This window comes from Enterococcus sp. DIV0561, from assembly GCF_050539875.1.
Taxonomy (GTDB): Bacteria; Bacillota; Bacilli; order Lactobacillales; family Enterococcaceae; genus Enterococcus; species Enterococcus faecalis.
Map to the genome: position 1 here is coordinate 152,379 of NZ_CP172927.1, position 25,989 is coordinate 178,367.

The window sequence follows — 25,989 nt, forward strand, 5'->3', positions numbered from 1 at the left end:
CAAGATTTCGTGTAAAATAGCTTATGATGATCAGACGATTTTTAGTAACGTCTATCACATATAAAACAAACAATAAAATTTATATTTTTAGGAGGAACATTCAAAATGGCAAAAGAAAAATTTGACCGTTCTAAATCCCATGTTAACATTGGTACTATCGGACACGTTGACCATGGTAAAACTACATTAACAGCTGCAATTGCTACTGTATTATCAAAACACGGTGGCGGGGAAGCACAAAGCTACGATTCTATCGATAACGCTCCAGAAGAAAAAGAACGTGGAATCACAATCAACACTTCTCATATCGAATATGAAACTGAAACTCGTCACTATGCACACGTTGACTGCCCAGGACACGCGGACTACGTTAAAAACATGATCACTGGTGCTGCTCAAATGGACGGAGCTATCTTAGTAGTTTCTGCTGCTGATGGTCCTATGCCTCAAACACGTGAACATATCTTATTATCACGTAACGTTGGTGTACCATACATCGTTGTATTCTTAAACAAAATGGATATGGTTGATGACGAAGAATTATTAGAATTAGTAGAAATGGAAGTTCGTGACTTATTATCAGAATACGATTTCCCAGGCGATGATGTTCCAGTTATCGCAGGTTCTGCTTTGAAAGCTTTAGAAGGCGACGAGTCTTATGAAGAAAAAATCTTAGAATTAATGGCTGCAGTTGACGAATATATCCCAACTCCAGAACGTGATACTGACAAACCATTCATGATGCCAGTCGAAGACGTATTCTCAATCACTGGACGTGGTACTGTTGCTACAGGCCGTGTTGAACGTGGTGAAGTTCGCGTTGGTGACGAAGTTGAAATCGTTGGTATTAAAGACGAAACATCTAAAACAACTGTTACAGGTGTTGAAATGTTCCGTAAATTATTAGACTACGCTGAAGCAGGCGACAACATCGGTGCTTTATTACGTGGTGTTGCACGTGAAGATATCGAACGTGGACAAGTATTAGCTAAACCAGCTACAATCACTCCACACACAAAATTCAAAGCTGAAGTATACGTATTATCAAAAGAAGAAGGCGGACGTCATACTCCATTCTTCACTAACTACCGTCCTCAATTCTACTTCCGTACAACAGACGTTACTGGTGTTGTAGAATTGCCAGAAGGTACTGAAATGGTAATGCCTGGTGATAACGTTGCTATGGACGTTGAATTAATTCACCCAATCGCTATCGAAGACGGAACTCGTTTCTCTATTCGTGAAGGCGGACGTACTGTAGGTTCAGGCGTTGTTACTGAAATCGTTAAATAATTAACTTTTTAACTATAGCTTTAACCAGCGTAAAAAACTGGGGTATTCGGACGTAAGACCAGAGAATTTATTCTCTGGTCTTTTTTTGTTTAGGAATTGGCTGGCTAAAAAATAAGCCAATTGGCTGTTTTAGCAGACTTGTTTCTTCTGTATACTTGGAGAAAAAGGTTAGGTGATTTAATGGAAAAAGTATTGACGATTGCAGGCTCCGATTCAACTGGAGGGGCAGGGATTCAAGCAGATTTAAAAACATTTGAAGAGTATGGAGTTTTTGGATTTTCAAGTTTAACCTCGATTGTGACGATGGATCCTACGACAGGCTGGTCACATGAAGTAACTGAATTGCCAGAAACGCTCTTAGAAAAACAATTGATTTCGGTTTTTGCAGGCGGTCCAGTAGCGGCCTTGAAAACAGGGATGATGGGCAATGAACAAAATATTAAAATGGCTAGCAAATACATTAAACAAGAAAAAATTCAAAAAGTCGTGATTGACCCAGTCATTGCTTGTAAGGGAACGGCACAAATTCTGCAACCCAAAAGTGTGGAAGGCCTAAAAAACGATTTACTGCCATTAGCATTAGTTGCTACGCCTAATTTAATTGAAGCGGGCATCTTATCTGGTTTAGGCGAAATTTCTTCCGTGGCGGAGATGGAAGAAGCGGCAAAACGAATTGTACAAATGGGAGCCAAACATGTCGTGGTTAAAGGGGGACATCGCTTAGCTGGTGAAAAAGCACTGGACTTGTTTTACGATGGTCACACCGCGCATCTTTTGGAAAATGAATTATATCCTACTGATTATAATCATGGTGCAGGTTGTACTTTTTCAGCGGCGATCACAGCTGGCTTGGCGAAAGGTTATTCGGTGTTAGAAGCAGTAACTTTAGCAAAAAAATTTGTAGCAGCGGCGATTAAACACGGTATTCAAGTTAATCCTTATGTGGGGCACGTGTGGCATGGTGCATACACCCATGCGGAACAACGGATGCGTAAGAAAGCATAATGTTTAGAACTAGAGGAGTCTGTCAAGGACTGGCTCTAGTTTTTTTGTGATAAAGAATAACAATAGTAGGTATTACGTTAAAAGAATGTTCAAATTTTTAAAAGAGGAGTAGAATAGAACTGTAATTGAAAAAAAGAAGCGGAACATAGAAGGGGTGTTAACTTTTCTGTGCTTCAGTTTAGAACGGACTGTGGTGTTTGTTTTGACGAACTACCGGAAAGCGACTTCTTTTTGTTTTGGCTTCAAATGGTATTTAATGGAGGGTATGCAATGTTAGAAAAAGAAACGTACAGTCAACTGTTTAAATGGTCTTTTTCAAAAAAGACACAAGTCACATACTGGGATGGTACCGTCAAAGAGTATGGGCAAGGGTCGGGGGATCCGGTTTTTAAAATTGTATTCAATGAAAAAATTCCTGTGAAGGATTTACTGAATAACGCTTCGTTAACTTTAGGGGAAGCCTACATGGATCGCAAAATTGAAATCGAAGGCGATATCCAAGCACTGATTTATGATGTGTATAACCAAAAGGATAGCTTTTTACACAATGCTAAATTTATTAAATGGCTTCCTAAAGAAAGTCATTCAAAAAAACGCTCGCAAGAGGATATTCACAGCCATTACGATCTAGGAAATGATTTTTACAAAAAATGGCTTGACCAAACAATGACATATTCATGTGCTTATTTTAAAACGCCTGAAGATACATTAGAACAAGCGCAAGTGAATAAAGTGCATCATATTTTAGATAAATTGTTTATCAAAGAGGGCGACACTTTACTGGATATTGGCTGCGGCTGGGGCACGTTAATTTTAACTGCGGTGAAAGAATATGGAGCCAAAGCAACTGGGATTACATTAAGTGAAGAGCAATTTCATCATATTCGCCATATTATAGAAAAAGAAGGCCTACAAGATCGAATGACTGTCAAATTGATGGATTATCGTGATTTAAAAGGAGAGTCTTTTGACCATATTACGAGTGTTGGGATGTTTGAACATGTCGGTGCAGAAAATCTACATGAATATTTTGACGTCGTTCAACGAAACTTAGCGCCTAAAGGTACGGCGTTGATTCATGGGATCAGTCGCCAACAAGGTGGGGCTAAAAATGCTTGGATTAATCGTTATATTTTCCCTGGTGGCTATATTCCTGGTGTCACTGAGCTAGTCGGTCATATGACAGAAAATGACTTGCAAGTGATTGACTTGGAAAGTTTGCGCAGAGATTATCAATTGACGTTGGAACATTGGACAAAAAACTTCCATAATATAGAAGCAGAAATTGTTGACGAAAAAGGGGAGCGCTTCTATCGAATGTGGGACTTATATTTGCAAGCATGTGCAGCCTCATTCCAAGCAAGCAATATTGATGTTATTCAATATTTATTGGTTCATCCAGATAACAATGATATTCCAATGCGCCGGATTGGTTAATAGAATAAAAAAGAAAGAATTTGAGATTCTGGTAAAAAAGGAATCCCAAATTCTTTTTTTTATAAAAATAGAATGAAAAGAATTGAAAAACAAAACAAATGCTTTTCAAAACAAGAAAAAATTCTTTCAAAAAAACGCAGAAAATCCTTGCTAACACTATCCTTTCATAGTATAATCAAAAAGGTGCTGTTTACAGGAGTGTAAAAAGCATTGGTAGATCAACGATTTGATTTGCCGGCTGTGAAGCGAGAGGTTGCGACACGCTCGGACGCTTTGCCATGAACGAGCATGCCGGATAAATTTTCGTGGAGCTATGTCTACTTTTAAAATAGGCGAAGGAGGGAACAAGATGGCAAAACAAAAAATTCGTATCCGTTTAAAAGCGTATGAACACCGTATTTTAGATCAATCAGCGGATAAAATTGTGGAAACAGCAAAAAGAACTGGAGCTGACGTATCAGGTCCGATTCCATTACCAACAGAACGCTCACTTTACACAGTTATTCGTGCGACTCATAAATACAAAGATTCTCGCGAACAATTCGAAATGCGTACTCACAAACGTCTAATTGACATTGTGAACCCAACACCAAAAACAGTTGACGCTCTAATGAAGCTTGACTTACCGTCTGGTGTTAATATTGAAATCAAACTATAAAATTAAGATGGAGGTGTACTCATGACCAAAGGAATCTTAGGGAAAAAAGTGGGAATGACACAAATCTTTACTGAGTCTGGTGAATTAATTCCAGTAACAGTAGTTGAAGCTACGCCAAACGTAGTTTTACAAGTAAAAACTGTTGAAACTGACGGATACGAAGCTATCCAAGTTGGTTACCAAGACAAACGTGAAGTTTTATCAAACAAACCTGCGAAAGGTCATGTTGCAAAAGCAAACACGGCTCCTAAGCGCTTCATTAAAGAATTCAAGAATGTTGAGCTAGGAGAATATGAAGTAGGTAAAGAAATCAAAGTAGATGTTTTCCAAGCAGGAGACGTTGTTGATGTTACAGGTACTACGAAAGGTAAAGGATTCCAAGGGGCAATTAAACGTCACGGCCAAAGCCGCGGACCTATGTCTCATGGTTCTCGTTATCACCGTCGTCCTGGGTCAATGGGTCCAGTAGCGCCTAACCGTGTATTTAAAAATAAACGACTAGCCGGCCGTATGGGTGGCGACCGCGTAACAATTCAAAACCTTGAAGTTGTTAAAGTGGACGTAGAAAGAAATGTTATCTTAATCAAAGGAAACATTCCTGGAGCGAAAAAATCTTTAATCACAATCAAATCAGCTGTGAAAGCTAAATAAGTGTAGGGAAAGGAGGAACTAAGGAATGCCGAATGTAGCATTATTCAAACAAGATGGAACTCAAAACGGTGAAATCACTTTAAATGAAGAAATCTTCGGAATCGAACCTAATGAAAGTGTTGTCTATGATGCAATCATCATGCAACGTGCTTCATTAAGACAAGGAACACACGCAGTTAAAAACCGTAGCGCTGTTCGTGGCGGTGGCCGCAAACCATGGCGTCAAAAAGGAACTGGTCGTGCTCGTCAAGGTTCAATCCGTTCACCACAATGGCGTGGAGGTGGCGTAGTCTTTGGACCAACACCGCGTTCATACAGCTACAAACTTCCTAAAAAAGTTCGTCGCTTAGCAATGAAATCTGTATTATCAGACAAAGTTGCTGAAAATAACTTGGTAGCAGTAGAAGGTTTAAGCTTCGATGCACCAAAAACAAAAGAATTCAAACAAGTTCTTGCTAACTTGTCTATCGATACTAAAGTATTAGTTGTTTTAGAAAATGGTAACGACTTTGCAGCTTTATCAGCTCGTAACTTACCAAACGTTTCTGTAGTAACTTCTGATAACGTTAGTGTGTTAGATGTTGTGTCAGCTAACAAAGTCTTGGCAACACAAACAGCTCTTACTCAAATTGAGGAGGTGCTTGCATAATGGAATTACTAGACGTAATCAAACGCCCAGTGATCACTGAAAAATCCATGTTAGCTATGGACGAAAAGAAATATACTTTCGAAGTGGACACTCGCGCAAACAAAACTTTAGTAAAACAAGCTGTTGAATCAGCATTCGATGTTAAAGTAGCAAACGTAAACATCTTAAACGTGCGTCCAAAATTCAAACGCATGGGTAAATATGCAGGTTATACAAAAAAACGTCGCAAAGCGATCGTTACATTAACTGAAGATTCAAAAGAAATTCAATTATTCGAAGCTGCTGAATAAGCAGTCCTGAACAATATCAACGTAGGAGGGAAATAAGACGTGGCGATTAAAAAGTACAAACCTACCACAAATGGCCGTCGTAACATGACAAGTTCTGATTTCGCTGAAATCACAACTTCAACACCAGAAAAATCATTGTTACAGCCATTAAAAAACAATGCCGGTCGTAACAACAACGGTCGCATTACGGTTCGTCACCAAGGTGGCGGTCACAAACGTCAATACCGTGTGATTGACTTCAAACGTAATAAAGATAACGTCGCAGCGGTTGTTAAAACGATCGAGTACGATCCAAACCGTTCTGCTAACATCGCGTTAGTTCATTACGAAGACGGGGTTAAGGCATACATCTTAGCACCAAAAGGATTAGAAGTAGGCATGCGCCTAGTATCTGGTCCAGAAGCAGATATTAAAGTAGGTAACGCATTACCATTGGAAAACATTCCAGTTGGTACAGTTATCCACAACATTGAAATGAAACCTGGTAAAGGTGGACAATTAATCCGTTCAGCTGGAACAAGCGCGCAAGTACTTGGTAAAGAAGGCAAATACGTATTAATCCGCTTAAACTCTGGCGAAGTTCGTATGATCTTAGCAACTTGCCGTGCAACAATCGGTTCAGTTGGTAACGAACAACACGAATTAATCAACATTGGTAAAGCTGGCCGCTCTCGTTGGATGCGTAAACGCCCAACTGTTCGTGGTAGCGTAATGAACCCTAACGATCACCCACACGGTGGTGGTGAAGGTAAAACACCAATTGGACGTAAAGCGCCAGTATCTCCATGGGGTCAACCAGCAATTGGATACAAAACACGTAATAAAAAAGCTAAATCAGACAAACTTATCGTTCGTCGTCGTACTAAATAATTTTTTTGACCATGTGTCGTACATTTTGAGAGGAGGTTCACCATGGGTCGTAGTTTAAAAAAAGGACCTTTCGTCGATGATCATTTGATGAAAAAGGTCGAAGCACAACAAGGTGCCGAAAAGAAAAAAGTAATTAAAACTTGGTCTCGCCGCTCTACAATTTTTCCATCATTCGTAGGTTTCACAATCGCTGTATATGATGGACGGAAACATGTCCCTGTTTACATTCAAGAAGACATGGTAGGACATAAATTAGGTGAATTTGCACCAACCAGAACTTATCGTGGCCACGTTGCTGACGATAAAAAAACTAAACGCTAATTTTGAGGGGAGGATATGCAAATGTCAGAACAAATTACATCAGCTAAAGCAACTGCAAAAACAGTTCGCACTTCACCTCGTAAAGCACGTTTAGTAATCGATCTTATCAGAGGGAAAAGCGTTGCGGATGCAATTTCAATCTTGAAATTCACACCGAACAAGTCTGCTGGAATCATTGAAAAAGTTTTAATGTCAGCAGTTGCTAACGCAGAAAACAACTTTGACTTAGACGTTGAAAGCTTAGTCGTATCTGAAGCATTTGTTAACGAAGGACCAACAATGAAACGTTTCCGTCCTCGTGCAAAAGGTTCAGCTTCACCAATCAACAAACGTACTAGTCACATCACAGTAGTTGTAACAGAGAAATAAGTCTCATGAAATAGGCTGTTTTCTTTATGAAAACAGAGCTTAAACATTTAAGAGGAGGGACAATCAGTGGGTCAAAAAGTACATCCAATTGGAATGCGTGTAGGCATCATCCGCGACTGGGATGCGAAATGGTATGCTGAAAAAGAGTATGCTGAATTCTTACACGAAGATTTAAGAATCCGTAAATTTATCGCAACAAAACTTGCTGATGCTGCTGTATCTACAATTGAAATCGAACGCGCTGCAAACCGTGTTAACATTTCAATTCACACAGCTAAACCAGGTATGGTTATCGGTAAAGGCGGATCTGAAGTCGAAAACCTAAGAAAAGAATTAAACAAATTAACTGGCAAACGAGTTCACATCAACATCGTTGAAATCAAAAAACCAGATTTAGATGCAAAATTAGTAGGCGAAGGAATTGCACGTCAATTAGAAAACCGTGTTGCTTTCCGTCGTGCTCAAAAACAAGCCATCCAACGCGCAATGCGTGCTGGCGCTAAAGGAATCAAAACTCAAGTATCAGGTCGTCTAAACGGTGCGGATATCGCTCGTTCAGAAGGATACTCTGAAGGAACTGTACCACTTCACACATTACGTGCGGACATTGATTACGCATGGGAAGAAGCGGACACTACTTACGGAAAACTAGGAGTTAAAGTGTGGATCTATCGTGGAGAAATTCTTCCAACGAAAAAAAACACTGAGAAAGGAGGGAAATAATCATGTTAGTACCTAAACGTGTAAAACACCGTCGTGAATTCCGCGGAAAAATGCGCGGTGAAGCTAAAGGCGGAAAAGAAGTAGCATTTGGTGAATGGGGTTTACAAGCAACTGAATCTCACTGGATTACTAACCGTCAAATCGAAGCAGCCCGTATTGCAATGACTCGTTACATGAAACGTGGCGGGAAAGTATGGATTAAAATTTTCCCTCACAAGTCTTACACAAGTAAAGCTATCGGCGTACGTATGGGTAAAGGTAAAGGGGCACCAGAAGGCTGGGTATCACCAGTTAAACGTGGTAAAATCATGTTTGAAATCGCAGGCGTTCCTGAAGAAGTAGCTCGTGAAGCTCTTCGTCTTGCATCTCACAAATTGCCGGTAAAAACTAAGATCGTAAAACGTGAGGAAATGGGTGGTGAATCGAATGAAGGTTAAAGAAATCAGAGAATTAACCACTGCCGAAATGCTAGATAAAGAAAAACAATTAAAAGAAGAATTGTTCAACTTAAGATTCCAATTAGCAACAGGTCAATTAGAAAACACTGCACGTATTAAAGAAGTACGTCAATCGATTGCACGCATCAAAACAGTATTGCGTGAACAAGCTAACTAATAGTGGAAGGAGGCCAAACGCGTATGACTGAAGAAAGAAATCAACGTAAAGTTTACCAAGGTCGCGTGGTATCAGACAAAATGGATAAAACAATCACAGTTGTCGTTGAAACAAAGAAAAACCACCCTATCTATGGCAAACGTATGAAATATTCTAAAAAATATAAAGCGCATGATGAAAACAACACAGCGAAAGTTGGAGACATCGTAAAAATCATGGAAACTCGTCCATTATCAGCTACAAAACGTTTCCGTTTACTAGAGGTAGTCGAAGAAGCAGTTATTATCTAATAAAACGAGAATTTCCTAATAGATTGAAGCACAAAATCTGAAAGGGGGATACACATCGTGATCCAACAAGAAAGTCGTTTAAGAGTCGCTGACAATTCTGGCGCACGTGAAATTTTAACGATCAAAGTCCTAGGCGGATCTGGTCGTAAAACTGCTAACATCGGTGACGTTATTGTTGCTACTGTCAAACAAGCAACGCCAGGTGGGGTTGTTAAAAAAGGTGAAGTAGTTAAAGCCGTTATCGTTCGTACAAAATCTGGCGCTCGTCGTGCTGACGGTTCTTACATCAAATTTGATGAAAATGCTGCGGTAATTATCCGTGACGATAAAAGCCCACGCGGAACACGTATCTTCGGACCAGTTGCACGTGAATTACGTGAAAACAACTTCATGAAGATCGTTTCTCTAGCACCAGAAGTATTATAATCTCGAGCCCACGTTAAAGGAGGTGCGAAACAGTAATGTTTGTTAAAAAAGGCGATAAAGTAAAAGTTATCACTGGTAAAGATAAAAACAAAGAAGGCGTTGTCTTAGCAGCGTTTCCTAAACAAGATAAAGTTATCGTTGAAGGTGTCAACGTCGTTAAAAAACACCAAAAACCAAACCAAGCAGCCCCACAAGGTGGAATCCTTGAAGTGGAAGCGCCAATTCATGTTTCTAATGTAATGGTGATTGATCCTTCAAACGGAGAAGCTACTAAAGTTGCGTTTAAAGAAGTCGACGGCAAAAAAGTCCGCGTTTCTAAAAAAACAGGTGAAGTTTTAGATAAATAAAAATTGCGGAAGGAGGGCTTACTGAATGAACCGCCTGAAAGAAAAATATATTAAAGAAGTAACACCATCATTGGTGGAAAAATTTAATTACAGCTCAGTTATGCAAACACCTAAAGTTGATAAAATCGTTATCAACATGGGTGTGGGTGATGCAGTATCAAATGCTAAAAACTTAGACAAAGCTGTTGAAGAATTAGCATTAATCACTGGTCAAAAACCACTTATCACAAAAGCTAAAAAATCTATCGCTGGATTCCGTTTACGTGAAGGAATGCCAATCGGTGCGAAAGTAACGCTACGCGGCGAAAGAATGTACGAATTTTTAGATAAATTAGTAACAGTTTCTTTACCTCGTGTACGTGACTTCCACGGTGTCAGCAAAAAAGCTTTCGATGGTCGTGGTAACTATACTTTAGGTATTAAAGAACAATTAATCTTCCCAGAAGTTGATTATGATTTAGTAGATAAAGTACGCGGTATGGACATCGTAATTGTTACAACAGCGAACACTGACGAAGAGTCTCGCGAATTGTTGGCACAATTAGGTATGCCATTCCAAAAATAATATAAGGAGGCGAACTACGTGGCTAAAAAATCAATGATTGCTAAAAACAAACGTCCTGCTAAACATTCAACACAAGCTTATACTCGTTGTGAACGTTGTGGACGTCCACATTCAGTTTATCGTAAATTTCATCTTTGCCGTATTTGCTTCCGCGAACTTGCCTATAAAGGTCAAATTCCCGGCGTGAAGAAAGCTAGCTGGTAAACAAGTAAACTCGCATAAAGGAGGTAAATAGTTCAATGGTCATGACAGATCCAATTGCAGATTTTCTAACTCGCATTCGTAATGCGAACATGGTTAAACATGAAACTTTAGAAGTACCTGCTTCAAAAATCAAACGTGATATCGCAGAAATCCTGAAACGTGAAGGATTTATCCGCGACGTAGAATACATCGAAGATGACAAACAAGGCGTAATCCGTGTTTTCCTAAAATATGGTAAAAACGAAGAACGTGTTATCACAAACTTAAAACGTATTTCTAAACCAGGTTTACGTGCATACGTAAAAGCTGACGAAGTACCAAAAGTATTAAACGGTCTAGGAATTGCAATCATCTCTACATCAGAGGGTGTAATTACTGACAAAGAAGCTAGAGCGAAAAATATCGGCGGCGAAGTAATCGCCTACGTATGGTAATTCTAAAAAATACACAAGGAGGTGTCTCTAAGTGAGCCGTATTGGTAATAAAGTTGTTGTTCTTCCTGCTGGTGTTGAAATCAAGCAAGACGGAAACAACATTACAGTTAAAGGACCTAAAGGTGAATTAACACGCGAATTTTCTTCTGATATCAAAATGAACATCGAAGGAAACGAAGTGACATTCACTCGTCCAAACGATTCAAAAGAAATGAAAACAATCCACGGAACAACTCGTGCAAACTTCAACAACATGGTTGTTGGTGTTTCTGAAGGTTTCCAAAAAGCACTTGAACTTATCGGGGTCGGATACCGTGCCCAAGTACAAGGCAACAAATTAACTTTAAACGTTGGTTATTCTCATCCTGTCGAAATGACAGCACCAGAAGGCGTAACATTTGAAGTACCTGCGAACACACAAGTTATCGTTAAAGGCATCAACAAAGAAGTTGTTGGTGAATTAGCTGCTAACATCCGTGGCGTTCGTCCTCCAGAACCTTATAAAGGCAAAGGGATTCGCTATGTTGGTGAATTTGTACGCCGTAAAGAAGGTAAAACTGGTAAATAATAACAGCTGTGTAGAAAACAGAAGTCAACAACAAGCAACTGTCATTTTATGGGATTTTTCCAATAAAATGCTTTTGTCTTGTCTGCCAGCTTCTCTTTTCCGTAATCTGCTGACTGCTTGAAATATTAGTAGTAAACATTAAATCAAAGAGGTGAAAATTGTGATTACAAAACCAGATAAAAACAAAACACGTCAAAAGAGACATCGTCGTGTACGTAACAAAATCTCTGGTACTGCTGAGTGCCCACGCTTGAACATTTTCCGTTCTAACAAAAACATCTACGCGCAAGTCATTGATGACGTAGCGGGTGTGACGCTAGCAAGTGCCTCTGCCTTGGATAAAGAAATTTCAGGTGGAACAAAAACAGAAACAGCTGCAGCTGTTGGTAAACTAGTTGCTGAACGTGCCGCTGAAAAAGGCATCAAAAAAGTAGTCTTCGACCGTGGTGGATACCTTTACCATGGCCGCGTGCAAGCTTTAGCTGAAGCTGCTCGTGAAAATGGACTAGAATTTTAGGAGAAGGAGGAACACCATTCATGGTTTATATTGATCCAAAACATTTGGAATTAGAAGACCGCGTTGTAGCGATCAACCGTGTAACAAAAGTTGTTAAAGGTGGACGTCGTTTACGTTTCGCAGCTTTAGTTGTTGTCGGTGACAAAAACGGACACGTTGGTTTCGGTACTGGTAAAGCACAAGAAGTACCTGAAGCTATCCGTAAAGCAATCGAAGACGCGAAGAAAAACTTAGTTGAAGTGCCTATGGTTGGTTCTACTATCCCGCACGAAGTAATTGGCGTATTCGGTGGCGGCCGTATCCTTATGAAACCTGCAGTAGAAGGTTCTGGGGTAGCTGCTGGTGGACCAGTTCGTGCCGTATTGGAATTAGCTGGTGTAGCAGATATTACATCTAAATCACTAGGTTCAAACACACCTATTAACGTTGTTCGCGCAACTGTTGAAGGTCTAAAACAATTAAAACGTGCCGAAGAAGTGGCAGCACTTCGCGGTAAATCTGTAGAAGAAATTATCGGTTAAGGAGGACAAAAATAATGGCTGAATTAAAAATTACTTTAAAACGCAGTGTTATCGGACGTCCTCAAAACCAACGTGCTACAGTTAAAGCGTTAGGTTTAGGTAAAGTGAATAGTACTGTTACAAAACCTGCCAATGAAGCAATCAAAGGTATGGTTAACACTATTTCACATTTAGTGGACGTAGAAGAAGTTTAAGATTTATAGATTTGTAATAGAAGATTGCTTAAGGAGGTGCCAAACCTATGAAACTTCATGAATTAAAACCTGCTGAGGGCTCACGCCAAGTACGTAACCGTGTTGGACGTGGTACTTCATCTGGTAATGGTAAAACAGCTGGCCGTGGACAAAAAGGGCAAAAAGCCCGTTCAGGCGGTGGTGTTCGTTTAGGATTTGAAGGGGGTCAAACTCCATTATTCCGTCGTTTACCAAAACGTGGGTTTACAAACATCAATCGTAAAGATTACGCTGTTGTGAACTTAGATACTTTAAACCGTTTTGAAGATGGAACAGAAGTAACTCCTGTTGTCCTAAAAGAAGCAGGAATCGTTAAAAACGAAAAAGCGGGAATCAAAGTTCTTGCAGATGGTGAGTTAACGAAAAAATTAACTGTGAAAGCAGCTAAATTCTCGAAATCAGCACAAGAAGCTATCGAAGCTGCTGGTGGTTCAATCGAGGTGATCTAATTGTTCAAGCTATTAAAGAACGCCTTTAAAGTCAAAGACATTAGATCAAAAATCTTATTTACAGTTTTAATCTTGTTTGTATTTCGCCTAGGTGCGCACATTACTGTGCCCGGGGTGAATGCAAAGGGATTGTCTGATTTAAGTAGCTTACCCTTTTTGAATATGTTGAATATGGTGAGTGGTAGTGCCATGCAAAACTTCTCTATCTTCTCGATGGGGGTTTCGCCATACATTACAGCCTCTATTATTATTCAACTATTGCAAATGGATATTGTACCTAGATTTGTAGAATGGTCAAAACAAGGGGAAGTTGGGCGTAAGAAATTAAATCAAGCAACAAGATATCTAACGATTGTCTTGGGTGTGGCTCAGTCAATGGGGATTACTGCTGGTTTTAATAGCTTAAGTCAAACTGGGATTGTCAACAATCCAACCTTAGGTACCTTTGTGATGATTGCAGTTATTTTAACTGCTGGGACGATGTTTGTGACTTGGATGGGTGAACAAATTACAGAAAAAGGAATCGGAAATGGTGTTTCAATGATTATCTTTGCCGGGATTATTTCTCGTTTGCCAGGAGCAGTCAAAGAAATCTATGAAGATTACTTCGTCAATATCGAGCCTTCTCGCATTTGGCAATCTGTTATTTTCATTGCAATCTTAGTTATTGCTATTTTGGTGATTGTTACAGTCGTAACGTTCTTCCAACAAGCAGAACGTAAGATTCCAATCCAATATACAAAACGTGTTTCTGGTGCACCAACAAGTAGTTATTTACCGTTAAAAGTAAATGCTGCTGGGGTTATTCCAGTTATCTTTGCCAGCTCGTTAATTGCAACACCAAATGCCATTTTACAAGCTTTCTCATCAAAATTCGCTGGTGAAAATTGGTATGACATTATGACAAAAATCTTCAGTTATAACACAGTTCCAGGGGCAATCATCTATACTGTCCTAATCGTTGCGTTTACGTTCTTCTATGCATTTGTTCAAGTAAACCCTGAGAAATTAGCGGAAAACTTACAAAAACAAGGAAGCTACATTCCAAGCGTGCGACCAGGTAAAGGTACAGAAGAATATGTATCTGGCGTGTTAATGAGATTAAGTGTTGTCGGCTCAATTTTCCTAGGACTTGTTGCTTTACTTCCAATCATTGCGCAAATGGTTTGGAACTTACCTCAATCAATCGGTTTAGGTGGAACAAGTTTACTAATCGTTATCGGGGTTGCATTAGAAACAACGAAACAATTAGAAGGATTAATGATGAAACGTCAATATGTCGGCTTTATCAATAAGTAAGAATCGAGTGTTGAGGTTTTACCTCAGCACCATTCTCACATATGGCTAGCTTCATAAGCCGGTCTTTAAAATTAGGAGGAGAATATATGAACCTCATTTTAATGGGATTACCTGGAGCAGGTAAAGGCACCCAAGCAGAAAAAATCATTGATACGTATGGCATTCCACATATTTCTACTGGAGATATGTTCCGTGCAGCAATGAAAAATGAAACTGCCTTGGGCCTAGAAGCGAAATCTTATATCGATAAAGGTGAACTGGTTCCTGACGAAGTAACAAACGGAATTGTTAAAGAACGCCTTGCTGAACCAGACACAGACAAAGGATTCCTATTAGATGGTTTCCCACGTACACTGGATCAAGCAAAAGCATTAGATACAATGCTTAAAGAATTAAACAAAAAAATTGATGCTGTCATTGACATCCATGTAGAAGAAGATGTATTAATCGAGCGTTTAGCTGGACGATTCATCTGTCGCACATGTGGCGCAACGTATCATAAATTATTCAACCCGCCAAAAGTTGAAGGCACTTGTGATCGCTGTGGCGGACATGAATTCTACCAAAGAGAAGATGATAAGCCCGAAACGGTTAAAAATCGTTTGGCAGTCAACATTGAAAGTAGCGCACCAATCTTGGCTTTCTATAAAGGACAAGGCTTGATGCATACAATCGATGGCAATCGCGAAATCGATACTGTTTTTTCTGATGTGAAAAAAATCATTGACGAAAACTAATTTCCAATTGCCCGCAGTTTAACCCTGTTGTTGTATTCAGTTTCTCTTGCCAAAACATAACTAAATATGGTAGAATATATCAGTCCGACTTCTACAGTTTTGTGACATCAAAATGAATAACGAAGTTAGTTGAGAATTTCTAGGTGGGAGCTGGAGTTTCCGCCGTTTTATCGTGTGAAAACGCGAAACAAGTACAAGGAGGTACTGTGCGTGGCAAAAGAAGATATGATTGAAGTCGAAGGTACAGTCGTCGAAACTTTGCCGAATGCAATGTTTAAAGTCGAACTAGAAAATGGACACCAAGTTCTTGCTACTGTTTCAGGTAAAATCCGTATGCACTACATCCGTATCTTACCTGGTGACAAAGTAACAGTTGAATTATCACCGTATGATTTAACGCGTGGCCGTATTACTTATCGCTTTAAATAATTGTACTCCGTAAAACCACAGGAGGTATTATCATGAAAGTAAGACCATCAGTAAAACCAATGTGTGAACATTGTAAAGTAATTCGCCGTAAAGGACGTGTTATGGTTATTTGCCCAGCAAATCCAAAACATAAACAACGTCAAGGATAATTAGGAGGTGTAACGAATAATGGCTCGTATTGCAGGAGTAGACATCCCTCGTGACAAACGTGTAGTAGTTTCTCTTACTTACATTTATGGTATTGGTAACACTACAGCTAAAAAAGTTTTAGCAAACGTTGGCGTATCTGAAGATGTTCGTGTACGTGATTTAACAAACGAACAAACAGATGCGATTCGTGCGGAAATTGATAAGTTAAAAGTTGAAGGGGATCTTCGTCGTGAAGTGAACTTAAACATCAAACGCTTGATGGAAATCGGTTCATACCGTGGAATCCGTCACCGTCGTGGATTACCAACTCGTGGACAAAACACGAAAAATAATGCACGTACTCGTAAAGGCCCTACTAAAACAGTAGCAGGCAAGAAAAAATAATTCCTAAGTGAAGGAGGTTAGAACTTCATGGCAGCAAAAAAAGTTAGTCGTAAACGCCGTGTCAAAAAGAATATAGAATCAGGTGTAGCACATATCCATTCTACATTCAACAATACAATCGTAATGATTACTGATACACATGGTAATGCATTAGCATGGTCATCAGCAGGATCATTAGGCTTTAAAGGAAGCAAAAAATCAACTCCTTTTGCCGCTCAAATGGCTGCAGAAGCCGCAACTAAAGTGGCAATGGAACATGGACTTAAAACTGTAGACGTAACAGTTAAAGGACCTGGTTCTGGACGTGAAGCAGCAATTCGTTCTTTACAAGCAACAGGTTTAGAAGTGACTGCAATTCGTGACGTGACTCCAGTTCCTCATAATGGATGCCGCCCTCCAAAACGCCGTCGTGTTTAATGAGCGCCACTCATTCTGAGTTTGAATTAGGAACGTCATTGAACAAGACACTTTTCGTTTTGAAAGGGGTATAGATAAGAATGATTGAATTTGAAAAACCAAGAATCGAAAAAATTGATGAAAATAGAGATTATGGTAAGTTCGTCGTTGAACCATTAGAACGCGGTTACGGAACTACTTTAGGTAACTCTCTACGTCGTATTTTATTGTCTTCTTTACCAGGAGCTGCAATTACGAATATTCAAATCGATGGTGTTTTACACGAATTCTCAACCATTCCAGGTGTACGAGAAGACGTAACACAAATTATTTTGAATATTAAAGGCTTAGCATTGAAATTATATGCTGAAGAAGAGAAAACCCTTGAGATCGATATTACAGGACCCGCTACCGTGACTGCCGGCGACATTATCGTGGACAGTGATGTTGAGATCCTAAATAAAGATTTAGTTATCTGTAGTGTTGCTGAAGGAGCTACTTTCCATGCTCGCTTAACAGTGAAACCTGGTCGTGGCTATGTTCAAGCAGACGAAAACAAAAAAGAAGATATGCCAATCGGTGTACTTCCAGTTGATTCCATCTACACACCCGTTCGTCGTGTTAACTACCAAGTAGAAAATACACGTGTTGGTCGTCGTGATGATTTCGACAAATTAACAATGGAAATATGGACAGATGGTTCAATCATTCCTCAAGAAGCACTAAGTTTAGCTGCGAAAATCATGACTGAGCATTTAGATATCTTTGTAAACCTTACTGACGAAGCGAAAAACGCTGAAATCATGGTGGAAAAAGAAGAAACTCAAAAAGAGAAAATGCTAGAAATGACGATTGAAGAACTTGATTTATCAGTTCGTTCATATAACTGTTTAAAACGTGCAGGCATTAATACTGTACAAGAACTTACAAACAAATCTGAACCAGAAATGATCAAAGTACGTAATTTAGGTCGTAAATCTCTTGAAGAAGTAAAACTTAAATTGCATGATCTAGGATTAGGATTACGTAAGGACGATTAAGACTTTTACGAAGTTTCCAGTCCTGCTTAACAGCAGTGGCTCGTGAGAACAGAAACGAAGGAGGGAACCCAACGTGAGTTACCGTAAATTAGGACGCACATCAAGCCAACGTAAAGCTATGCTACGTGATATTACAACTGATTTAATCATCAACGAACGCATCGTAACTACTGAAGCTCGTGCGAAAGAAGTACGTTCAACTGTAGAAAAAATGATTACTTTAGGTAAACGTGGAGATCTTCATGCACGTCGTCAAGCAGCTACTTTCGTTCGTAATGAAGTTGCTAGTGTTCGTGAAGAAGATGAGTCTATCGTTGTTGAATCAGCTTTACAAAAGCTATTTAACGATTTAGGACCTCGTTTCGCGGAACGCCAAGGTGGTTACACTCGTATCTTGAAGACAGAACCAAGACGCGGCGATGCAGCACCAATGGTAGTTATCGAATTTGTTAAATAATTAATAAACCGATCACTTTATAGATGTTTCTTTTAGAGTGTTATGATGTTGGAGGCGACTCCGAGTCTAGCTCTGCTTTCCCTGCTAAAGATGGCTTTAGCAGGGGAGCACTCATCATATAAAGGTGATTTTTTTTTGCTTTGGGAAAACGCTGTTTTCTCAAAGCTTTTTTGTTTCTTAAAAGCATTGCGGAAGCTTTTGCGGTTTGTTATACTGGTTATTAATTGGAATTTTCAGATAATTAAATAATCTGAGTTAGTAGAAGGGGGAATTATATGTCGCAAATGTTTGCTTTTTCGTTGCTGATGGTTATTTTATACATTGGTGATGTAGTTTCTATCAAAACAAAAGCTTGGATTCCATCTGTTTTTGTTTGTGGTGTTTTATTTATTCTTGGTTATTGGACTATTTTTCCACAAAATATTGTGGAAGTGGCAGGGATTCCTACAGTGGTTGCCACTTTATTAATGTATCTGTTGATTACTAATATGGGCACTCTGCTCTCTGTTAAAGAATTGGTTAATCAATGGAAAACGATTGTGATTGCTTTGTCAGGTATTCTGGGGATTATTGCCTTGTTATTAGCTGTAGGGACTTTTGTTTTTGACTTAAAAACAGTTTTAGTTGCAATCCCGCCGTTAGTAGGAGGTTTAGTTTCTTCATTAGTAATGTCAGAAGCGGCTCAATCAGCTGGTTTAGCCTCACTTTCAGTTTTGGCAATTTTAATTTATGTCATTCAAGGGTTTGCTGGTTATCCCTTAACTTCAATTGTTCTAAAAAAAGAAGGAAAGCGGAAGCTTCAAGAATATCGAGCAGGGACATGGCAGCCAGTTCATGAACAAGAGGGGCAAGAAACAGGAGCAGAACCAGATGTGCCTAAACTATTTGAAAAAGTACCCAAACGATATCATACAGATTATTCACGAATTTTACGTTTAGCCTTAGTTGCCACACTCGCTTATTATGTTTCTGTGTGGACGGCACCGTTTGTGACGATTAGTCCTTTTGTGCTGTGTTTATGTTTTGGCGTGATTGCAACGTCTTTAGGCTTTTTAGAAAAGCAACCATTACAGAAAGCAAATAGCTTTGGTTTTGCGATTTTAGGGTTAATGCTTTTTGTCTTTGATGGCTTAAAACAAGCCACACCTGAAATGTTGATGGATTTATTTTTACCAATGATTGGGATTATTGTGATTGGTGTTATCGGGATGTACATCTTTTCAGCAATTGTTGGTCGTGTATTAGGTGTGAGTAAAGAGATGGCATTCGCTGTTTCGTTGACAGCTTTATATGGCTTTCCAGCCGATTATATTATTACGAATGAAGTGATTCAATCATTGACAGAAGATGAACAAGAACAGGCGGCTTTAACGAGCCATTTAATGCCACCGATGTTAGTGGCAGGTTTCGTAACAGTCACCATTGTTTCGGTTATTTTAGCGGGTATTTTTTCAAGTATTTTATTAAGTTTGTAGAAACGGGGCGTAAGTATGAAAAAAATCAAAGCACTAGTCAAGCAGCATGCACAAGAAATGATTGCTTTTCGACGGGATTTACACCAACATCCAGAATTACAATTTGAAGAATTTCGAACGACAGAAAAAGTCGCGGCAGTTCTTGATCAATTAGGAATTACTTATCGCAAAACAGAACCGACGGGTTTAATTGCTGAAATTGTGGGCGGCAAACCAGGCCGAGTGGTTGCGCTGCGGGCGGATATGGATGCCTTACCTGTACAGGAATTAAATGAAGATTTAGCTTATAAATCTTTAGAAGCTGGCAAGATGCATGCATGTGGGCATGATTCCCATACCGCGATGTTAGTAACAGCAGCTAAAGTATTAAAAGAAATCCAAGAAGAACTTCAGGGAACAGTAAGGTTAATTTTTCAACCATCTGAAGAAAATGCGCAAGGTGCTAAAGCAATGGTTGCGCAAGGCGCAATGACCGGTGTTGATGATGTATTTGGCTTACATATCTGGTCACAAATGCCTGTAGGAACCGCTTCGTGTCGAGTGGGCTCAAGTTTCGCATCCGCAGATATTTTTTCTGTTGATTTTAAAGGCCGTGGTGGCCATGGTGCCATGCCAAACGCTTGTATTGATGCGGCAGTCATAGCTTCTTCTTTCGTGATGAATCTGCAAACGATTGTTTCTCGGGAGACAGATCCTTTAGATCCAGTAGTTGTCACGATTGGACGGATGGATGTGGGGACCCGTTTTAATGTGATTGCTGAGAATGCACGTTTAGAAGGAACGGTTCGTTGCTTTAGTGTAGCAACGCGTAATCGAGTAGAACAGGCGCTGCAACGCTATGCGGAAAAAACAGCCGCTATTTACGGTGGGACGGTTTCGTTAGATTATCAATATGGGACGTTGCCAGTGATTAATGATGAGCAAGATGCCTTGTTTGCTCAAACACTAATTAAGGAAAATTTTGGTGAAGCGGCCTTAAGACAAGAAGAGCCGACAACCGGTGGTGAAGACTTCAGTTATTATACTGAACATGCTTCTGGTTGTTTTGCCTTAGTGGGAAGTGGTAATCCAGAGAAAGATACGGAATGGGCACATCACCATGGTCGTTTCAATATTGATGAAGATGCGATGGCAATGGGTGCTGAGTTATATGCCCAATATGCGTTTGAATATTTGAAGACGCATTTTTAAAAGAAAATCAGTAACTTCTTGTTTTATGAGAACAAGAAGTTATTTTTATGAAAAATAGACCTGTCAAGACAGATAAGAGCTCCCATAATGACCGTTCTTTTGGTATAATAAAAAATAGTGTGAAGAATCAGAACAGATGATTGAAAAAACGCTACTTTTTTGGTAGTGTTAGAAAGAATAAATAGATTGAGGGAGTACGCGATGCAACCAATCATTGAACTAAATAATATCCAATTTAATTATCAACCAGAAGATGCTTCTCCCGCTTTAAAAGATGTGTCTTTTTCCATTCAACAAGGCGAATGGGTCGCTATTATTGGCCATAATGGTTCTGGTAAATCAACGTTAGCCAAAACGATCAATGGTCTGTTACTGCCAGCTGCTGGGACTATCAAAGTTGGCGGCAAAGAATTAAATGAAGCAAACGTCTGGGATATCCGGCGTATGGTAGGAATGGTCTTTCAGAATCCAGATAACCAATTTGTCGGTTCAACAGTCGAAGACGATGTGGCTTTTGGTTTAGAAAATCAAGGTATTCCGCGTGATGAAATGGTCGAACGTGTTCACGATGCCTTAGAACGGGTTCGTATGTTAGATTTTGCCAAGCGAGAACCTGCTCGTCTATCTGGCGGCCAAAAACAACGAGTAGCTATTGCTGGTGTGGTTGCTTTGCGACCAGATATTATTATTTTAGACGAAGCGACAAGTATGTTAGATCCAGAAGGTCGTGCAGAAGTGATTGCTACCATTCAAAAGATTAAAGAAGAAAGCAATTTAACAGTTATTTCTATTACCCACGATATTGATGAAGCGGCTAATGCGAATCGTATTTTAGTGATGCGCCAAGGACAATTGACAAACGAAGGAACACCAGAAAAGATTTTTTCTGCAGGAGAAGCGCTTGTTGAAATGGGCTTGGATTTACCGTTTCCTGAAAAATTAAAAGTAGCTTTGAAAGAGCGTGGCGTTGTTGTGCCAACGAATTATTTAACAGAAGAAGGGATGGTGGATTGGTTATGGACATCCGTTTTAAACAAGTAGATTTTACTTACCAACCCAATACTCCTTTTGAGCAACGGGCATTATTCGATATTAATTTAACGATTCAAGACGGCTCTTATACAGCGATTGTCGGTCATACTGGCAGTGGCAAATCAACGCTATTGCAACATTTAAATGCTTTGGTGAAACCAACTAAAGGCCAAGTGACAATTGGAGAGCGTGTAATTACGCCAGAAACTGATAATAAGAATTTAAAACCCATTCGTAAAAAAGTTGGGATCGTTTTTCAATTTCCAGAAGCACAATTGTTTGAAGAAACAGTGGAGCGAGACATCGCTTTCGGACCGAAAAACTTTGGTGTTTCAGACGAAGAAGCGAAAAAATTAGCTAAGAAAATGCTTGATTTAGTCGGCTTAGATGAAAAATACTTACAACATTCTCCGTTTGAGTTATCAGGTGGTCAAATGCGCCGTGTCGCAATTGCTGGTGTGCTAGCGATGGAACCAGAAGTCTTAGTATTAGATGAACCGACTGCTGGTTTGGATCCTAAGGGTCGTAAAGAAATGATGGAGATGTTTAGTCGTCTGCATAAGGAACATAATATGACCATCGTTTTAGTGACACATTTGATGGATGACGTGGCTAATTACGCAGATCATGTGATTGTTTTAGAAAAAGGACAAATCGTCCGAGCGGGAGCACCACAAGAAGTGTTTCAAGAGACACAATGGCTGAAAGAAAAACAATTAGGCGTGCCAACTGCAGCCGAATTTGCTGAAAAATTAGTGGCAAAAGGCTTTTCTTTTGAGCAATTACCATTAACGGCCGATCAATTAGCCGATCAGCTTCTGAAAAAAATGCAGGAAGCAGGTGAGGCAAAATGATGAATAAATTGATTTTTGGGCGTTATATTCCAGGCGATTCTTTTATCCATCGTTTAGATCCGCGTGCAAAATTATTAGCTAGTTTTTATTTTATTGGAATTATCTTTTTAGCAAATAATTGGCAGAGTTATGTTTTAATAGCAGCCTTTACTGCTTTTGCTATTTCATTATCAAAAATCAGCGCCCGCTTCTTTATCCGCGGTGTTCGGCCATTATTATGGCTAATTCTGTTTACTGTGGCTCTTCAAACCTTGTTTACACAAGGGGGAGAGGTGTACTTTCAGTGGGGAATTATTTCCATTACCCAGTTTGGTGTGACGAATGGGCTATTTATTTTCTGTCGTTTTGTTTTAATTATTTTCATGTCAACGTTATTAACTTTAACGACGGCACCATTAGAGTTATCAGATGCGATTGAATATTTGTTACGCCCACTTCGTGTGGTGAAATTTCCAGTTCATGAAGTTTCATTGATGTTATCAATTGCCTTACGTTTTGTCCCAACATTAATGGATGAAACGGAAAAGATTATGAATGCCCAACGTGCCCGTGGTGTTGATTTTGGTGAAGGAAACTTACTTCAAAAAATGAAAGCTATTGTTCCACTTTTGATTCCGCTTTTCGTAAGTAGTTTTAATCGTGCGGAAGACTTAGCGACTGCCATGGAAGCAAGAGGTTATCAAGGCGGTGAAGGACGGACGAAATACCGCATTCTTCATTGGCACCTACGAGATACAATAGTAATGTTTGGCTTTGTCTTGTTAACCATTGGCTTATTTGTATTAAGAACTTAGAAAAGGTGAAGAAAAATTATGCCCCGCTATAAAGCAATCATTGCCTATGATGGCACTCATTTTCATGGCTTTCAAAAGCAGCCTAATGAGCGTACCGTTCAAGAAGAAATAGAAAAAACGTTAGCACGCATGAATAACGGACGCTCCGTGACGGTTTTTGGTTCAGGACGAACAGATGCAGGTGTTCATGCAATAGGCCAAGTGATTCACTTTGATTATCCGCAGGAACGTCCGTTGGAAAAAATGCGCTTTGCGTTAGACACACAAACACCCGAAGACATTGCTGTGCGAAGCGTGGAACGTGTTTCAGAAGACTTTCATGCACGTTATCACGTGATCGAAAAAACCTATCAATTTAAAGTGGATATTGGCAAACCACGAAGTCCATTTCGACGTTTTTATGCCAGTTATTTTCCGTATCCCATTGATCTCGAAAAAATCCAACAAGCTTTACCTGATTTATTAGGTACCCATGATTTTACCTCTTTCTGTGCCTCAGGAAGTTCAGTAGAAGATAAAGTCCGAACTATTCATGAAGCCAGTGTTCATGTCAATGAAACGGGGGATGAATTAACATTCACTTTTCGGGGCGATGGTTTCTTGTACAAAATGATTCGGATTTTAGTTGGTACGCTATTGAAAATCGGCAATGGGCGGCTGGAACCAACCGCGATTCCAGCAATTATCGCAGCCAAAGATCGAAATTTAGCAGGTCCGACTGCTCATCCAGAAGGATTGTATTTAGCAGAAGTGAAATATGAAAAATAAAAAGACGTAGACCTTTGAGCCGACCCCCAAAAGTTAGACCTAGAAATCTAACTTTTGGGGGTTTTTTTGTATGGCAAAATACAGTTTTGAATTTAAACTTAAACTTGTTCATGACTACTTATCTGGTCAAGGAGGTCTAAGGTTTCTCGCAAAGAAGTATGGGTTTAAAGATAGTTCTCAAATAAGCAAATGGATAAATGCCTATAAAGAACTTGGTGAAGAAGGCCTACTTCGCAGTCAAAAAAATAAGAATTACTCTGTTCAATTTAAGCTAGATGCGATAGAGTTATATTTAACAACAGAGTTGTCCTATCAAGAAGTAGCTAATCTTCTAAAAATGAACAATCCATCATTGATTGCGAATTGGCTTAGAACGTATCAGAAGTTTGGTATAGAGGGACTCTCTAAACAGAAAGGACGTCCACCTACCATGCCTAAGAAGAAACAAAAGGAAAGCCAACCATTACCAAGTGAACGATCTCAAGTAGAGAAACTAGAAAAAGAAAATAGAATGTTAAAAATTGAGAATGCCTATTTAAAAGAATTGAGGAGACTGCGTTTAGAGGACGAACAAAAAATGAACGAATCGCACGAATCATTCACAGTCTCCGAAGACACTTTCGATTAAAAGATATTTTGGAAACCCTAAGGTTTCCAAAATCTACTTACATGTACTGGCAAAAACGCCTCGACAGAACAGCTTCAACACAAATCATTGAAGAAGAAATTCAAGCGATTCGTAAAAAACATCAACATTATGGCTATAGAAGGATGACCCAAGAATTGAAACGACGTGGATTTCAAGTGAATAAAAAGAAAGTCCAGCGATTAATACAAAAGTTAAAGTTACAAGTCAAAGCTTTTACTAAGAAATCCAGAAAATATAATTCCTATAAAGGAACCGTTGGTAAAATCGCTAAAAATTTGATTCGTCGCCGATTTAAAACCTCTGTTCCTCATCAAAAAATTACAACTGATACAACTGAATTTAAGTACTTTGAAGCAGATAACGCAGGCATCTTTCGTCAGAAAAAACTATACTTAGATCCATTTATGGATATGTATAATAGTGAAATTCTAAGCTATAGCCTTTCTACTCAACCAAATGGTAAAACAGTTATGGAAGGTCTGAAAGAAGCAATTTCTCAAACAAATGATTGTCCCTATCGGCGCACCTTTCACTCTGATCAAGGCTGGGCTTATCAAATGAATGTCTATATACAAACATTAAAGGACAATAATATCTTTCAAAGTATGTCTCGAAAAGGAACCTGTTTAGATAATTCTCCTATGGAGAATTTCTTCAGTATCCTAAAACAAGAAGTGTACTATGGAAAAATCTATCAAAGTCAAAATGAATTGAGAGAAGCAATTGAGAACTACATTTATTATTACAATCATCACCGAATCAAAGAAAAACTTAACTGGAAAAGCCCAGTAGAATTTCGACAATTCAATCAAAAAACTGCATAAAAAATAGAGTGGAAAAATCCACTCTATAAAAAGTCTAACTTTTTGGGGTCGCTACACTTACAAGAAAAGGTCTGC

The 25,989-nt window shown here is 39.3% G+C and carries 39 protein-coding genes and 1 pseudogene; all 40 read left to right on the top strand.

Annotation, left to right across the window (positions count from 1 at the left end; genetic code table 11):
• The first annotated feature begins 105 nt into the window (after positions 1-105).
• The 40 genes and pseudogenes from tuf to IGM13_RS00870 all read left to right on the top strand — a co-directional run bounded on the left by tuf (position 106) and on the right by IGM13_RS00870 (position 25,914).
• Positions 106-1,293: an elongation factor Tu gene (gene tuf / locus IGM13_RS00675; RefSeq protein WP_002356194.1), complete on the top strand. Its 1,188-nt coding sequence runs from the start codon at positions 106-108 to the stop codon at positions 1,291-1,293.
• A gap of 180 nt (positions 1,294-1,473) precedes the next feature.
• Positions 1,474-2,298, top strand: coding sequence for a bifunctional hydroxymethylpyrimidine kinase/phosphomethylpyrimidine kinase (thiD, locus tag IGM13_RS00680; RefSeq protein WP_002364530.1), 825 nt, complete (start codon positions 1,474-1,476; stop codon positions 2,296-2,298).
• Between the two features lie 270 nt (positions 2,299-2,568).
• Positions 2,569-3,735 carry an SAM-dependent methyltransferase gene (locus IGM13_RS00685; RefSeq protein WP_002391607.1) on the top strand — a complete coding sequence of 389 codons (1,167 nt, stop codon included), beginning with the start codon at positions 2,569-2,571 and terminating at the stop codon, positions 3,733-3,735.
• A gap of 349 nt (positions 3,736-4,084) precedes the next feature.
• On the top strand, positions 4,085-4,393 hold the full coding sequence (gene rpsJ / locus IGM13_RS00690; RefSeq protein WP_002389727.1) for a 30S ribosomal protein S10: 309 nt from the start codon (positions 4,085-4,087) through the stop codon (positions 4,391-4,393).
• Between the two features lie 21 nt (positions 4,394-4,414).
• A complete protein-coding gene (gene rplC / locus IGM13_RS00695; RefSeq protein ID WP_002356199.1) occupies positions 4,415-5,044 on the top strand; it encodes a 50S ribosomal protein L3 in 630 nt (209 codons plus the stop codon).
• 25 nt (positions 5,045-5,069) lie between these two features.
• Positions 5,070-5,693: a 50S ribosomal protein L4 gene (gene rplD, locus IGM13_RS00700; protein WP_002356200.1), complete on the top strand. Its 624-nt coding sequence runs from the start codon at positions 5,070-5,072 to the stop codon at positions 5,691-5,693.
• Positions 5,693-5,983 carry a 50S ribosomal protein L23 gene (locus IGM13_RS00705; RefSeq protein ID WP_002356203.1) on the top strand — a complete coding sequence of 97 codons (291 nt, stop codon included), beginning with the start codon at positions 5,693-5,695 and terminating at the stop codon, positions 5,981-5,983. The genes rplD and IGM13_RS00705 overlap by 1 nt, the downstream gene beginning before the upstream one ends.
• A 39-nt stretch (positions 5,984-6,022) precedes the next feature.
• A complete protein-coding gene (rplB, locus tag IGM13_RS00710) occupies positions 6,023-6,853 on the top strand; it encodes a 50S ribosomal protein L2 (RefSeq protein WP_002356204.1) in 831 nt (276 codons plus the stop codon).
• 42 nt (positions 6,854-6,895) lie between these two features.
• Positions 6,896-7,174, top strand: a complete 279-nt coding sequence (rpsS, locus tag IGM13_RS00715) for a 30S ribosomal protein S19 (protein ID WP_002356205.1) — start codon at positions 6,896-6,898, stop codon at positions 7,172-7,174.
• Positions 7,175-7,195: 21 nt separating this feature from the next.
• A complete protein-coding gene (rplV, locus tag IGM13_RS00720; RefSeq protein ID WP_002356206.1) occupies positions 7,196-7,543 on the top strand; it encodes a 50S ribosomal protein L22 in 348 nt (115 codons plus the stop codon).
• 66 nt (positions 7,544-7,609) lie between these two features.
• Complete coding sequence (gene rpsC / locus IGM13_RS00725) at positions 7,610-8,266, top strand: 30S ribosomal protein S3 (protein ID WP_002356207.1); 657 nt, start codon at positions 7,610-7,612, stop codon at positions 8,264-8,266.
• Between the two features lie 2 nt (positions 8,267-8,268).
• Positions 8,269-8,703: a 50S ribosomal protein L16 gene (rplP, locus tag IGM13_RS00730; protein WP_002356208.1), complete on the top strand. Its 435-nt coding sequence runs from the start codon at positions 8,269-8,271 to the stop codon at positions 8,701-8,703.
• The gene (gene rpmC / locus IGM13_RS00735) at positions 8,693-8,881 is read left to right on the top strand and encodes a 50S ribosomal protein L29 (RefSeq protein WP_002383858.1); all 189 of its coding nucleotides are present in this window, start codon (positions 8,693-8,695) and stop codon (positions 8,879-8,881) included. The genes rplP and rpmC overlap by 11 nt, the downstream gene beginning before the upstream one ends.
• A gap of 23 nt (positions 8,882-8,904) precedes the next feature.
• Positions 8,905-9,171, top strand: a complete 267-nt coding sequence (rpsQ, locus tag IGM13_RS00740) for a 30S ribosomal protein S17 (RefSeq protein ID WP_002359348.1) — start codon at positions 8,905-8,907, stop codon at positions 9,169-9,171.
• Between the two features lie 57 nt (positions 9,172-9,228).
• Positions 9,229-9,597, top strand: coding sequence for a 50S ribosomal protein L14 (gene rplN, locus IGM13_RS00745; protein WP_002356211.1), 369 nt, complete (start codon positions 9,229-9,231; stop codon positions 9,595-9,597).
• A gap of 35 nt (positions 9,598-9,632) precedes the next feature.
• A complete protein-coding gene (gene rplX / locus IGM13_RS00750) occupies positions 9,633-9,944 on the top strand; it encodes a 50S ribosomal protein L24 (protein ID WP_002356212.1) in 312 nt (103 codons plus the stop codon).
• Between the two features lie 25 nt (positions 9,945-9,969).
• Positions 9,970-10,509 carry a 50S ribosomal protein L5 gene (gene rplE / locus IGM13_RS00755; RefSeq protein WP_002356213.1) on the top strand — a complete coding sequence of 180 codons (540 nt, stop codon included), beginning with the start codon at positions 9,970-9,972 and terminating at the stop codon, positions 10,507-10,509.
• Positions 10,510-10,527: 18 nt separating this feature from the next.
• On the top strand, positions 10,528-10,713 hold the full coding sequence (locus IGM13_RS00760) for a type Z 30S ribosomal protein S14 (protein ID WP_002356214.1): 186 nt from the start codon (positions 10,528-10,530) through the stop codon (positions 10,711-10,713).
• Positions 10,714-10,748: 35 nt separating this feature from the next.
• Complete coding sequence (gene rpsH / locus IGM13_RS00765) at positions 10,749-11,147, top strand: 30S ribosomal protein S8 (protein ID WP_002356215.1); 399 nt, start codon at positions 10,749-10,751, stop codon at positions 11,145-11,147.
• 31 nt (positions 11,148-11,178) lie between these two features.
• Entirely contained in the window at positions 11,179-11,715 is a 537-nt protein-coding gene (gene rplF / locus IGM13_RS00770; protein ID WP_002356217.1) for a 50S ribosomal protein L6, read from the top strand.
• Positions 11,716-11,875: 160 nt separating this feature from the next.
• Positions 11,876-12,232: a 50S ribosomal protein L18 gene (gene rplR, locus IGM13_RS00775; RefSeq protein WP_002356218.1), complete on the top strand. Its 357-nt coding sequence runs from the start codon at positions 11,876-11,878 to the stop codon at positions 12,230-12,232.
• 20 nt (positions 12,233-12,252) lie between these two features.
• Positions 12,253-12,753 carry a 30S ribosomal protein S5 gene (gene rpsE / locus IGM13_RS00780; RefSeq protein WP_002356219.1) on the top strand — a complete coding sequence of 167 codons (501 nt, stop codon included), beginning with the start codon at positions 12,253-12,255 and terminating at the stop codon, positions 12,751-12,753.
• Positions 12,754-12,767: 14 nt separating this feature from the next.
• Complete coding sequence (rpmD, locus tag IGM13_RS00785) at positions 12,768-12,947, top strand: 50S ribosomal protein L30 (protein WP_002356220.1); 180 nt, start codon at positions 12,768-12,770, stop codon at positions 12,945-12,947.
• 47 nt (positions 12,948-12,994) lie between these two features.
• Complete coding sequence (gene rplO, locus IGM13_RS00790) at positions 12,995-13,435, top strand: 50S ribosomal protein L15 (protein WP_002356221.1); 441 nt, start codon at positions 12,995-12,997, stop codon at positions 13,433-13,435.
• On the top strand, positions 13,436-14,734 hold the full coding sequence (gene secY / locus IGM13_RS00795; protein ID WP_002383860.1) for a preprotein translocase subunit SecY: 1,299 nt from the start codon (positions 13,436-13,438) through the stop codon (positions 14,732-14,734). It begins immediately after the preceding gene.
• Positions 14,735-14,820: 86 nt separating this feature from the next.
• The gene (locus IGM13_RS00800; RefSeq protein ID WP_025188638.1) at positions 14,821-15,471 is read left to right on the top strand and encodes an adenylate kinase; all 651 of its coding nucleotides are present in this window, start codon (positions 14,821-14,823) and stop codon (positions 15,469-15,471) included.
• Positions 15,472-15,681: 210 nt separating this feature from the next.
• Positions 15,682-15,900, top strand: a complete 219-nt coding sequence (gene infA, locus IGM13_RS00805; RefSeq protein ID WP_002356224.1) for a translation initiation factor IF-1 — start codon at positions 15,682-15,684, stop codon at positions 15,898-15,900.
• Positions 15,901-15,932: 32 nt separating this feature from the next.
• On the top strand, positions 15,933-16,049 hold the full coding sequence (gene rpmJ, locus IGM13_RS00810; RefSeq protein WP_002288710.1) for a 50S ribosomal protein L36: 117 nt from the start codon (positions 15,933-15,935) through the stop codon (positions 16,047-16,049).
• Positions 16,050-16,068: 19 nt separating this feature from the next.
• The gene (gene rpsM / locus IGM13_RS00815) at positions 16,069-16,434 is read left to right on the top strand and encodes a 30S ribosomal protein S13 (RefSeq protein WP_002356225.1); all 366 of its coding nucleotides are present in this window, start codon (positions 16,069-16,071) and stop codon (positions 16,432-16,434) included.
• Positions 16,435-16,461: 27 nt separating this feature from the next.
• A complete protein-coding gene (gene rpsK, locus IGM13_RS00820; RefSeq protein WP_002356226.1) occupies positions 16,462-16,851 on the top strand; it encodes a 30S ribosomal protein S11 in 390 nt (129 codons plus the stop codon).
• Between the two features lie 80 nt (positions 16,852-16,931).
• The gene (locus tag IGM13_RS00825) at positions 16,932-17,870 is read left to right on the top strand and encodes a DNA-directed RNA polymerase subunit alpha (RefSeq protein ID WP_002356227.1); all 939 of its coding nucleotides are present in this window, start codon (positions 16,932-16,934) and stop codon (positions 17,868-17,870) included.
• Positions 17,871-17,943: 73 nt separating this feature from the next.
• A complete protein-coding gene (rplQ, locus tag IGM13_RS00830) occupies positions 17,944-18,327 on the top strand; it encodes a 50S ribosomal protein L17 (RefSeq protein WP_002356228.1) in 384 nt (127 codons plus the stop codon).
• 45 nt (positions 18,328-18,372) lie between these two features.
• Positions 18,373-18,576 (top strand): hypothetical protein, encoded by a 204-nt coding sequence (locus IGM13_RS00835; protein WP_002383863.1) that lies wholly within the window; start codon positions 18,373-18,375, stop codon positions 18,574-18,576.
• Positions 18,577-18,602: 26 nt separating this feature from the next.
• Positions 18,603-19,802, top strand: coding sequence for a DUF819 family protein (locus IGM13_RS00840; protein WP_002356229.1), 1,200 nt, complete (start codon positions 18,603-18,605; stop codon positions 19,800-19,802).
• 15 nt (positions 19,803-19,817) lie between these two features.
• Positions 19,818-20,993 carry a M20 family metallopeptidase gene (locus IGM13_RS00845; protein ID WP_002419398.1) on the top strand — a complete coding sequence of 392 codons (1,176 nt, stop codon included), beginning with the start codon at positions 19,818-19,820 and terminating at the stop codon, positions 20,991-20,993.
• Between the two features lie 201 nt (positions 20,994-21,194).
• Positions 21,195-22,034, top strand: a complete 840-nt coding sequence (locus IGM13_RS00850; protein ID WP_002359354.1) for an energy-coupling factor ABC transporter ATP-binding protein — start codon at positions 21,195-21,197, stop codon at positions 22,032-22,034.
• Positions 22,010-22,879: an energy-coupling factor ABC transporter ATP-binding protein gene (locus IGM13_RS00855; protein WP_002381364.1), complete on the top strand. Its 870-nt coding sequence runs from the start codon at positions 22,010-22,012 to the stop codon at positions 22,877-22,879. Before IGM13_RS00850 ends, IGM13_RS00855 begins: the two co-directional genes overlap by 25 nt.
• Positions 22,876-23,673, top strand: a complete 798-nt coding sequence (locus IGM13_RS00860) for an energy-coupling factor transporter transmembrane component T family protein (protein ID WP_002373841.1) — start codon at positions 22,876-22,878, stop codon at positions 23,671-23,673. Before IGM13_RS00855 ends, IGM13_RS00860 begins: the two co-directional genes overlap by 4 nt.
• Before the next feature lie 18 nt (positions 23,674-23,691).
• Complete coding sequence (truA, locus tag IGM13_RS00865; protein WP_002383866.1) at positions 23,692-24,441, top strand: tRNA pseudouridine(38-40) synthase TruA; 750 nt, start codon at positions 23,692-23,694, stop codon at positions 24,439-24,441.
• A 70-nt stretch (positions 24,442-24,511) separates the two neighbouring features.
• Positions 24,512-25,914 (top strand): annotated as a pseudogene (locus tag IGM13_RS00870) (IS3 family transposase).
• Positions 25,915-25,989: the final 75 nt, after the last annotated feature.

Excerpts from the sequence above, each read along its gene's own strand:
- IGM13_RS00850 (WP_002359354.1), top strand. The coding sequence starts at position 21,195 with ATGCAACCAATCATTGAACTAAATAATATCCAATTTAATTATCAACCA.
- IGM13_RS00825 (WP_002356227.1), top strand. The coding sequence starts at position 16,932 with ATGATTGAATTTGAAAAACCAAGAATCGAAAAAATTGATGAAAATAGA.
- rplX (WP_002356212.1), top strand. The coding sequence starts at position 9,633 with ATGTTTGTTAAAAAAGGCGATAAAGTAAAAGTTATCACTGGTAAAGAT.
- rplE (WP_002356213.1), top strand. The coding sequence starts at position 9,970 with ATGAACCGCCTGAAAGAAAAATATATTAAAGAAGTAACACCATCATTG.
- IGM13_RS00685 (WP_002391607.1), top strand. The coding sequence starts at position 2,569 with ATGTTAGAAAAAGAAACGTACAGTCAACTGTTTAAATGGTCTTTTTCA.
- rpsQ (WP_002359348.1), top strand. The coding sequence starts at position 8,905 with ATGACTGAAGAAAGAAATCAACGTAAAGTTTACCAAGGTCGCGTGGTA.
- IGM13_RS00855 (WP_002381364.1), top strand. The coding sequence starts at position 22,010 with ATGGACATCCGTTTTAAACAAGTAGATTTTACTTACCAACCCAATACT.
- rpsS (WP_002356205.1), top strand. The coding sequence starts at position 6,896 with ATGGGTCGTAGTTTAAAAAAAGGACCTTTCGTCGATGATCATTTGATG.
- rplO (WP_002356221.1), top strand. The coding sequence starts at position 12,995 with ATGAAACTTCATGAATTAAAACCTGCTGAGGGCTCACGCCAAGTACGT.
- IGM13_RS00800 (WP_025188638.1), top strand. The coding sequence starts at position 14,821 with ATGAACCTCATTTTAATGGGATTACCTGGAGCAGGTAAAGGCACCCAA.
- IGM13_RS00860 (WP_002373841.1), top strand. The coding sequence starts at position 22,876 with ATGATGAATAAATTGATTTTTGGGCGTTATATTCCAGGCGATTCTTTT.
- IGM13_RS00705 (WP_002356203.1), top strand. The coding sequence starts at position 5,693 with ATGGAATTACTAGACGTAATCAAACGCCCAGTGATCACTGAAAAATCC.
- rplP (WP_002356208.1), top strand. The coding sequence starts at position 8,269 with ATGTTAGTACCTAAACGTGTAAAACACCGTCGTGAATTCCGCGGAAAA.
- rpsE (WP_002356219.1), top strand. The coding sequence starts at position 12,253 with ATGGTTTATATTGATCCAAAACATTTGGAATTAGAAGACCGCGTTGTA.
- rplD (WP_002356200.1), top strand. The coding sequence starts at position 5,070 with ATGCCGAATGTAGCATTATTCAAACAAGATGGAACTCAAAACGGTGAA.
- rpmD (WP_002356220.1), top strand. The coding sequence starts at position 12,768 with ATGGCTGAATTAAAAATTACTTTAAAACGCAGTGTTATCGGACGTCCT.
- tuf (WP_002356194.1), top strand. The coding sequence starts at position 106 with ATGGCAAAAGAAAAATTTGACCGTTCTAAATCCCATGTTAACATTGGT.
- rpsJ (WP_002389727.1), top strand. The coding sequence starts at position 4,085 with ATGGCAAAACAAAAAATTCGTATCCGTTTAAAAGCGTATGAACACCGT.
- IGM13_RS00840 (WP_002356229.1), top strand. The coding sequence starts at position 18,603 with ATGTCGCAAATGTTTGCTTTTTCGTTGCTGATGGTTATTTTATACATT.
- rpmC (WP_002383858.1), top strand. The coding sequence starts at position 8,693 with ATGAAGGTTAAAGAAATCAGAGAATTAACCACTGCCGAAATGCTAGAT.
- rpsK (WP_002356226.1), top strand. The coding sequence starts at position 16,462 with ATGGCAGCAAAAAAAGTTAGTCGTAAACGCCGTGTCAAAAAGAATATA.
- rpmJ (WP_002288710.1), top strand. The coding sequence starts at position 15,933 with ATGAAAGTAAGACCATCAGTAAAACCAATGTGTGAACATTGTAAAGTA.
- thiD (WP_002364530.1), top strand. The coding sequence starts at position 1,474 with ATGGAAAAAGTATTGACGATTGCAGGCTCCGATTCAACTGGAGGGGCA.
- rplV (WP_002356206.1), top strand. The coding sequence starts at position 7,196 with ATGTCAGAACAAATTACATCAGCTAAAGCAACTGCAAAAACAGTTCGC.
- rpsM (WP_002356225.1), top strand. The coding sequence starts at position 16,069 with ATGGCTCGTATTGCAGGAGTAGACATCCCTCGTGACAAACGTGTAGTA.
- IGM13_RS00835 (WP_002383863.1), top strand. The coding sequence starts at position 18,373 with ATGTTGGAGGCGACTCCGAGTCTAGCTCTGCTTTCCCTGCTAAAGATG.
- truA (WP_002383866.1), top strand. The coding sequence starts at position 23,692 with ATGCCCCGCTATAAAGCAATCATTGCCTATGATGGCACTCATTTTCAT.
- rplC (WP_002356199.1), top strand. The coding sequence starts at position 4,415 with ATGACCAAAGGAATCTTAGGGAAAAAAGTGGGAATGACACAAATCTTT.
- IGM13_RS00845 (WP_002419398.1), top strand. The coding sequence starts at position 19,818 with ATGAAAAAAATCAAAGCACTAGTCAAGCAGCATGCACAAGAAATGATT.
- rpsH (WP_002356215.1), top strand. The coding sequence starts at position 10,749 with ATGGTCATGACAGATCCAATTGCAGATTTTCTAACTCGCATTCGTAAT.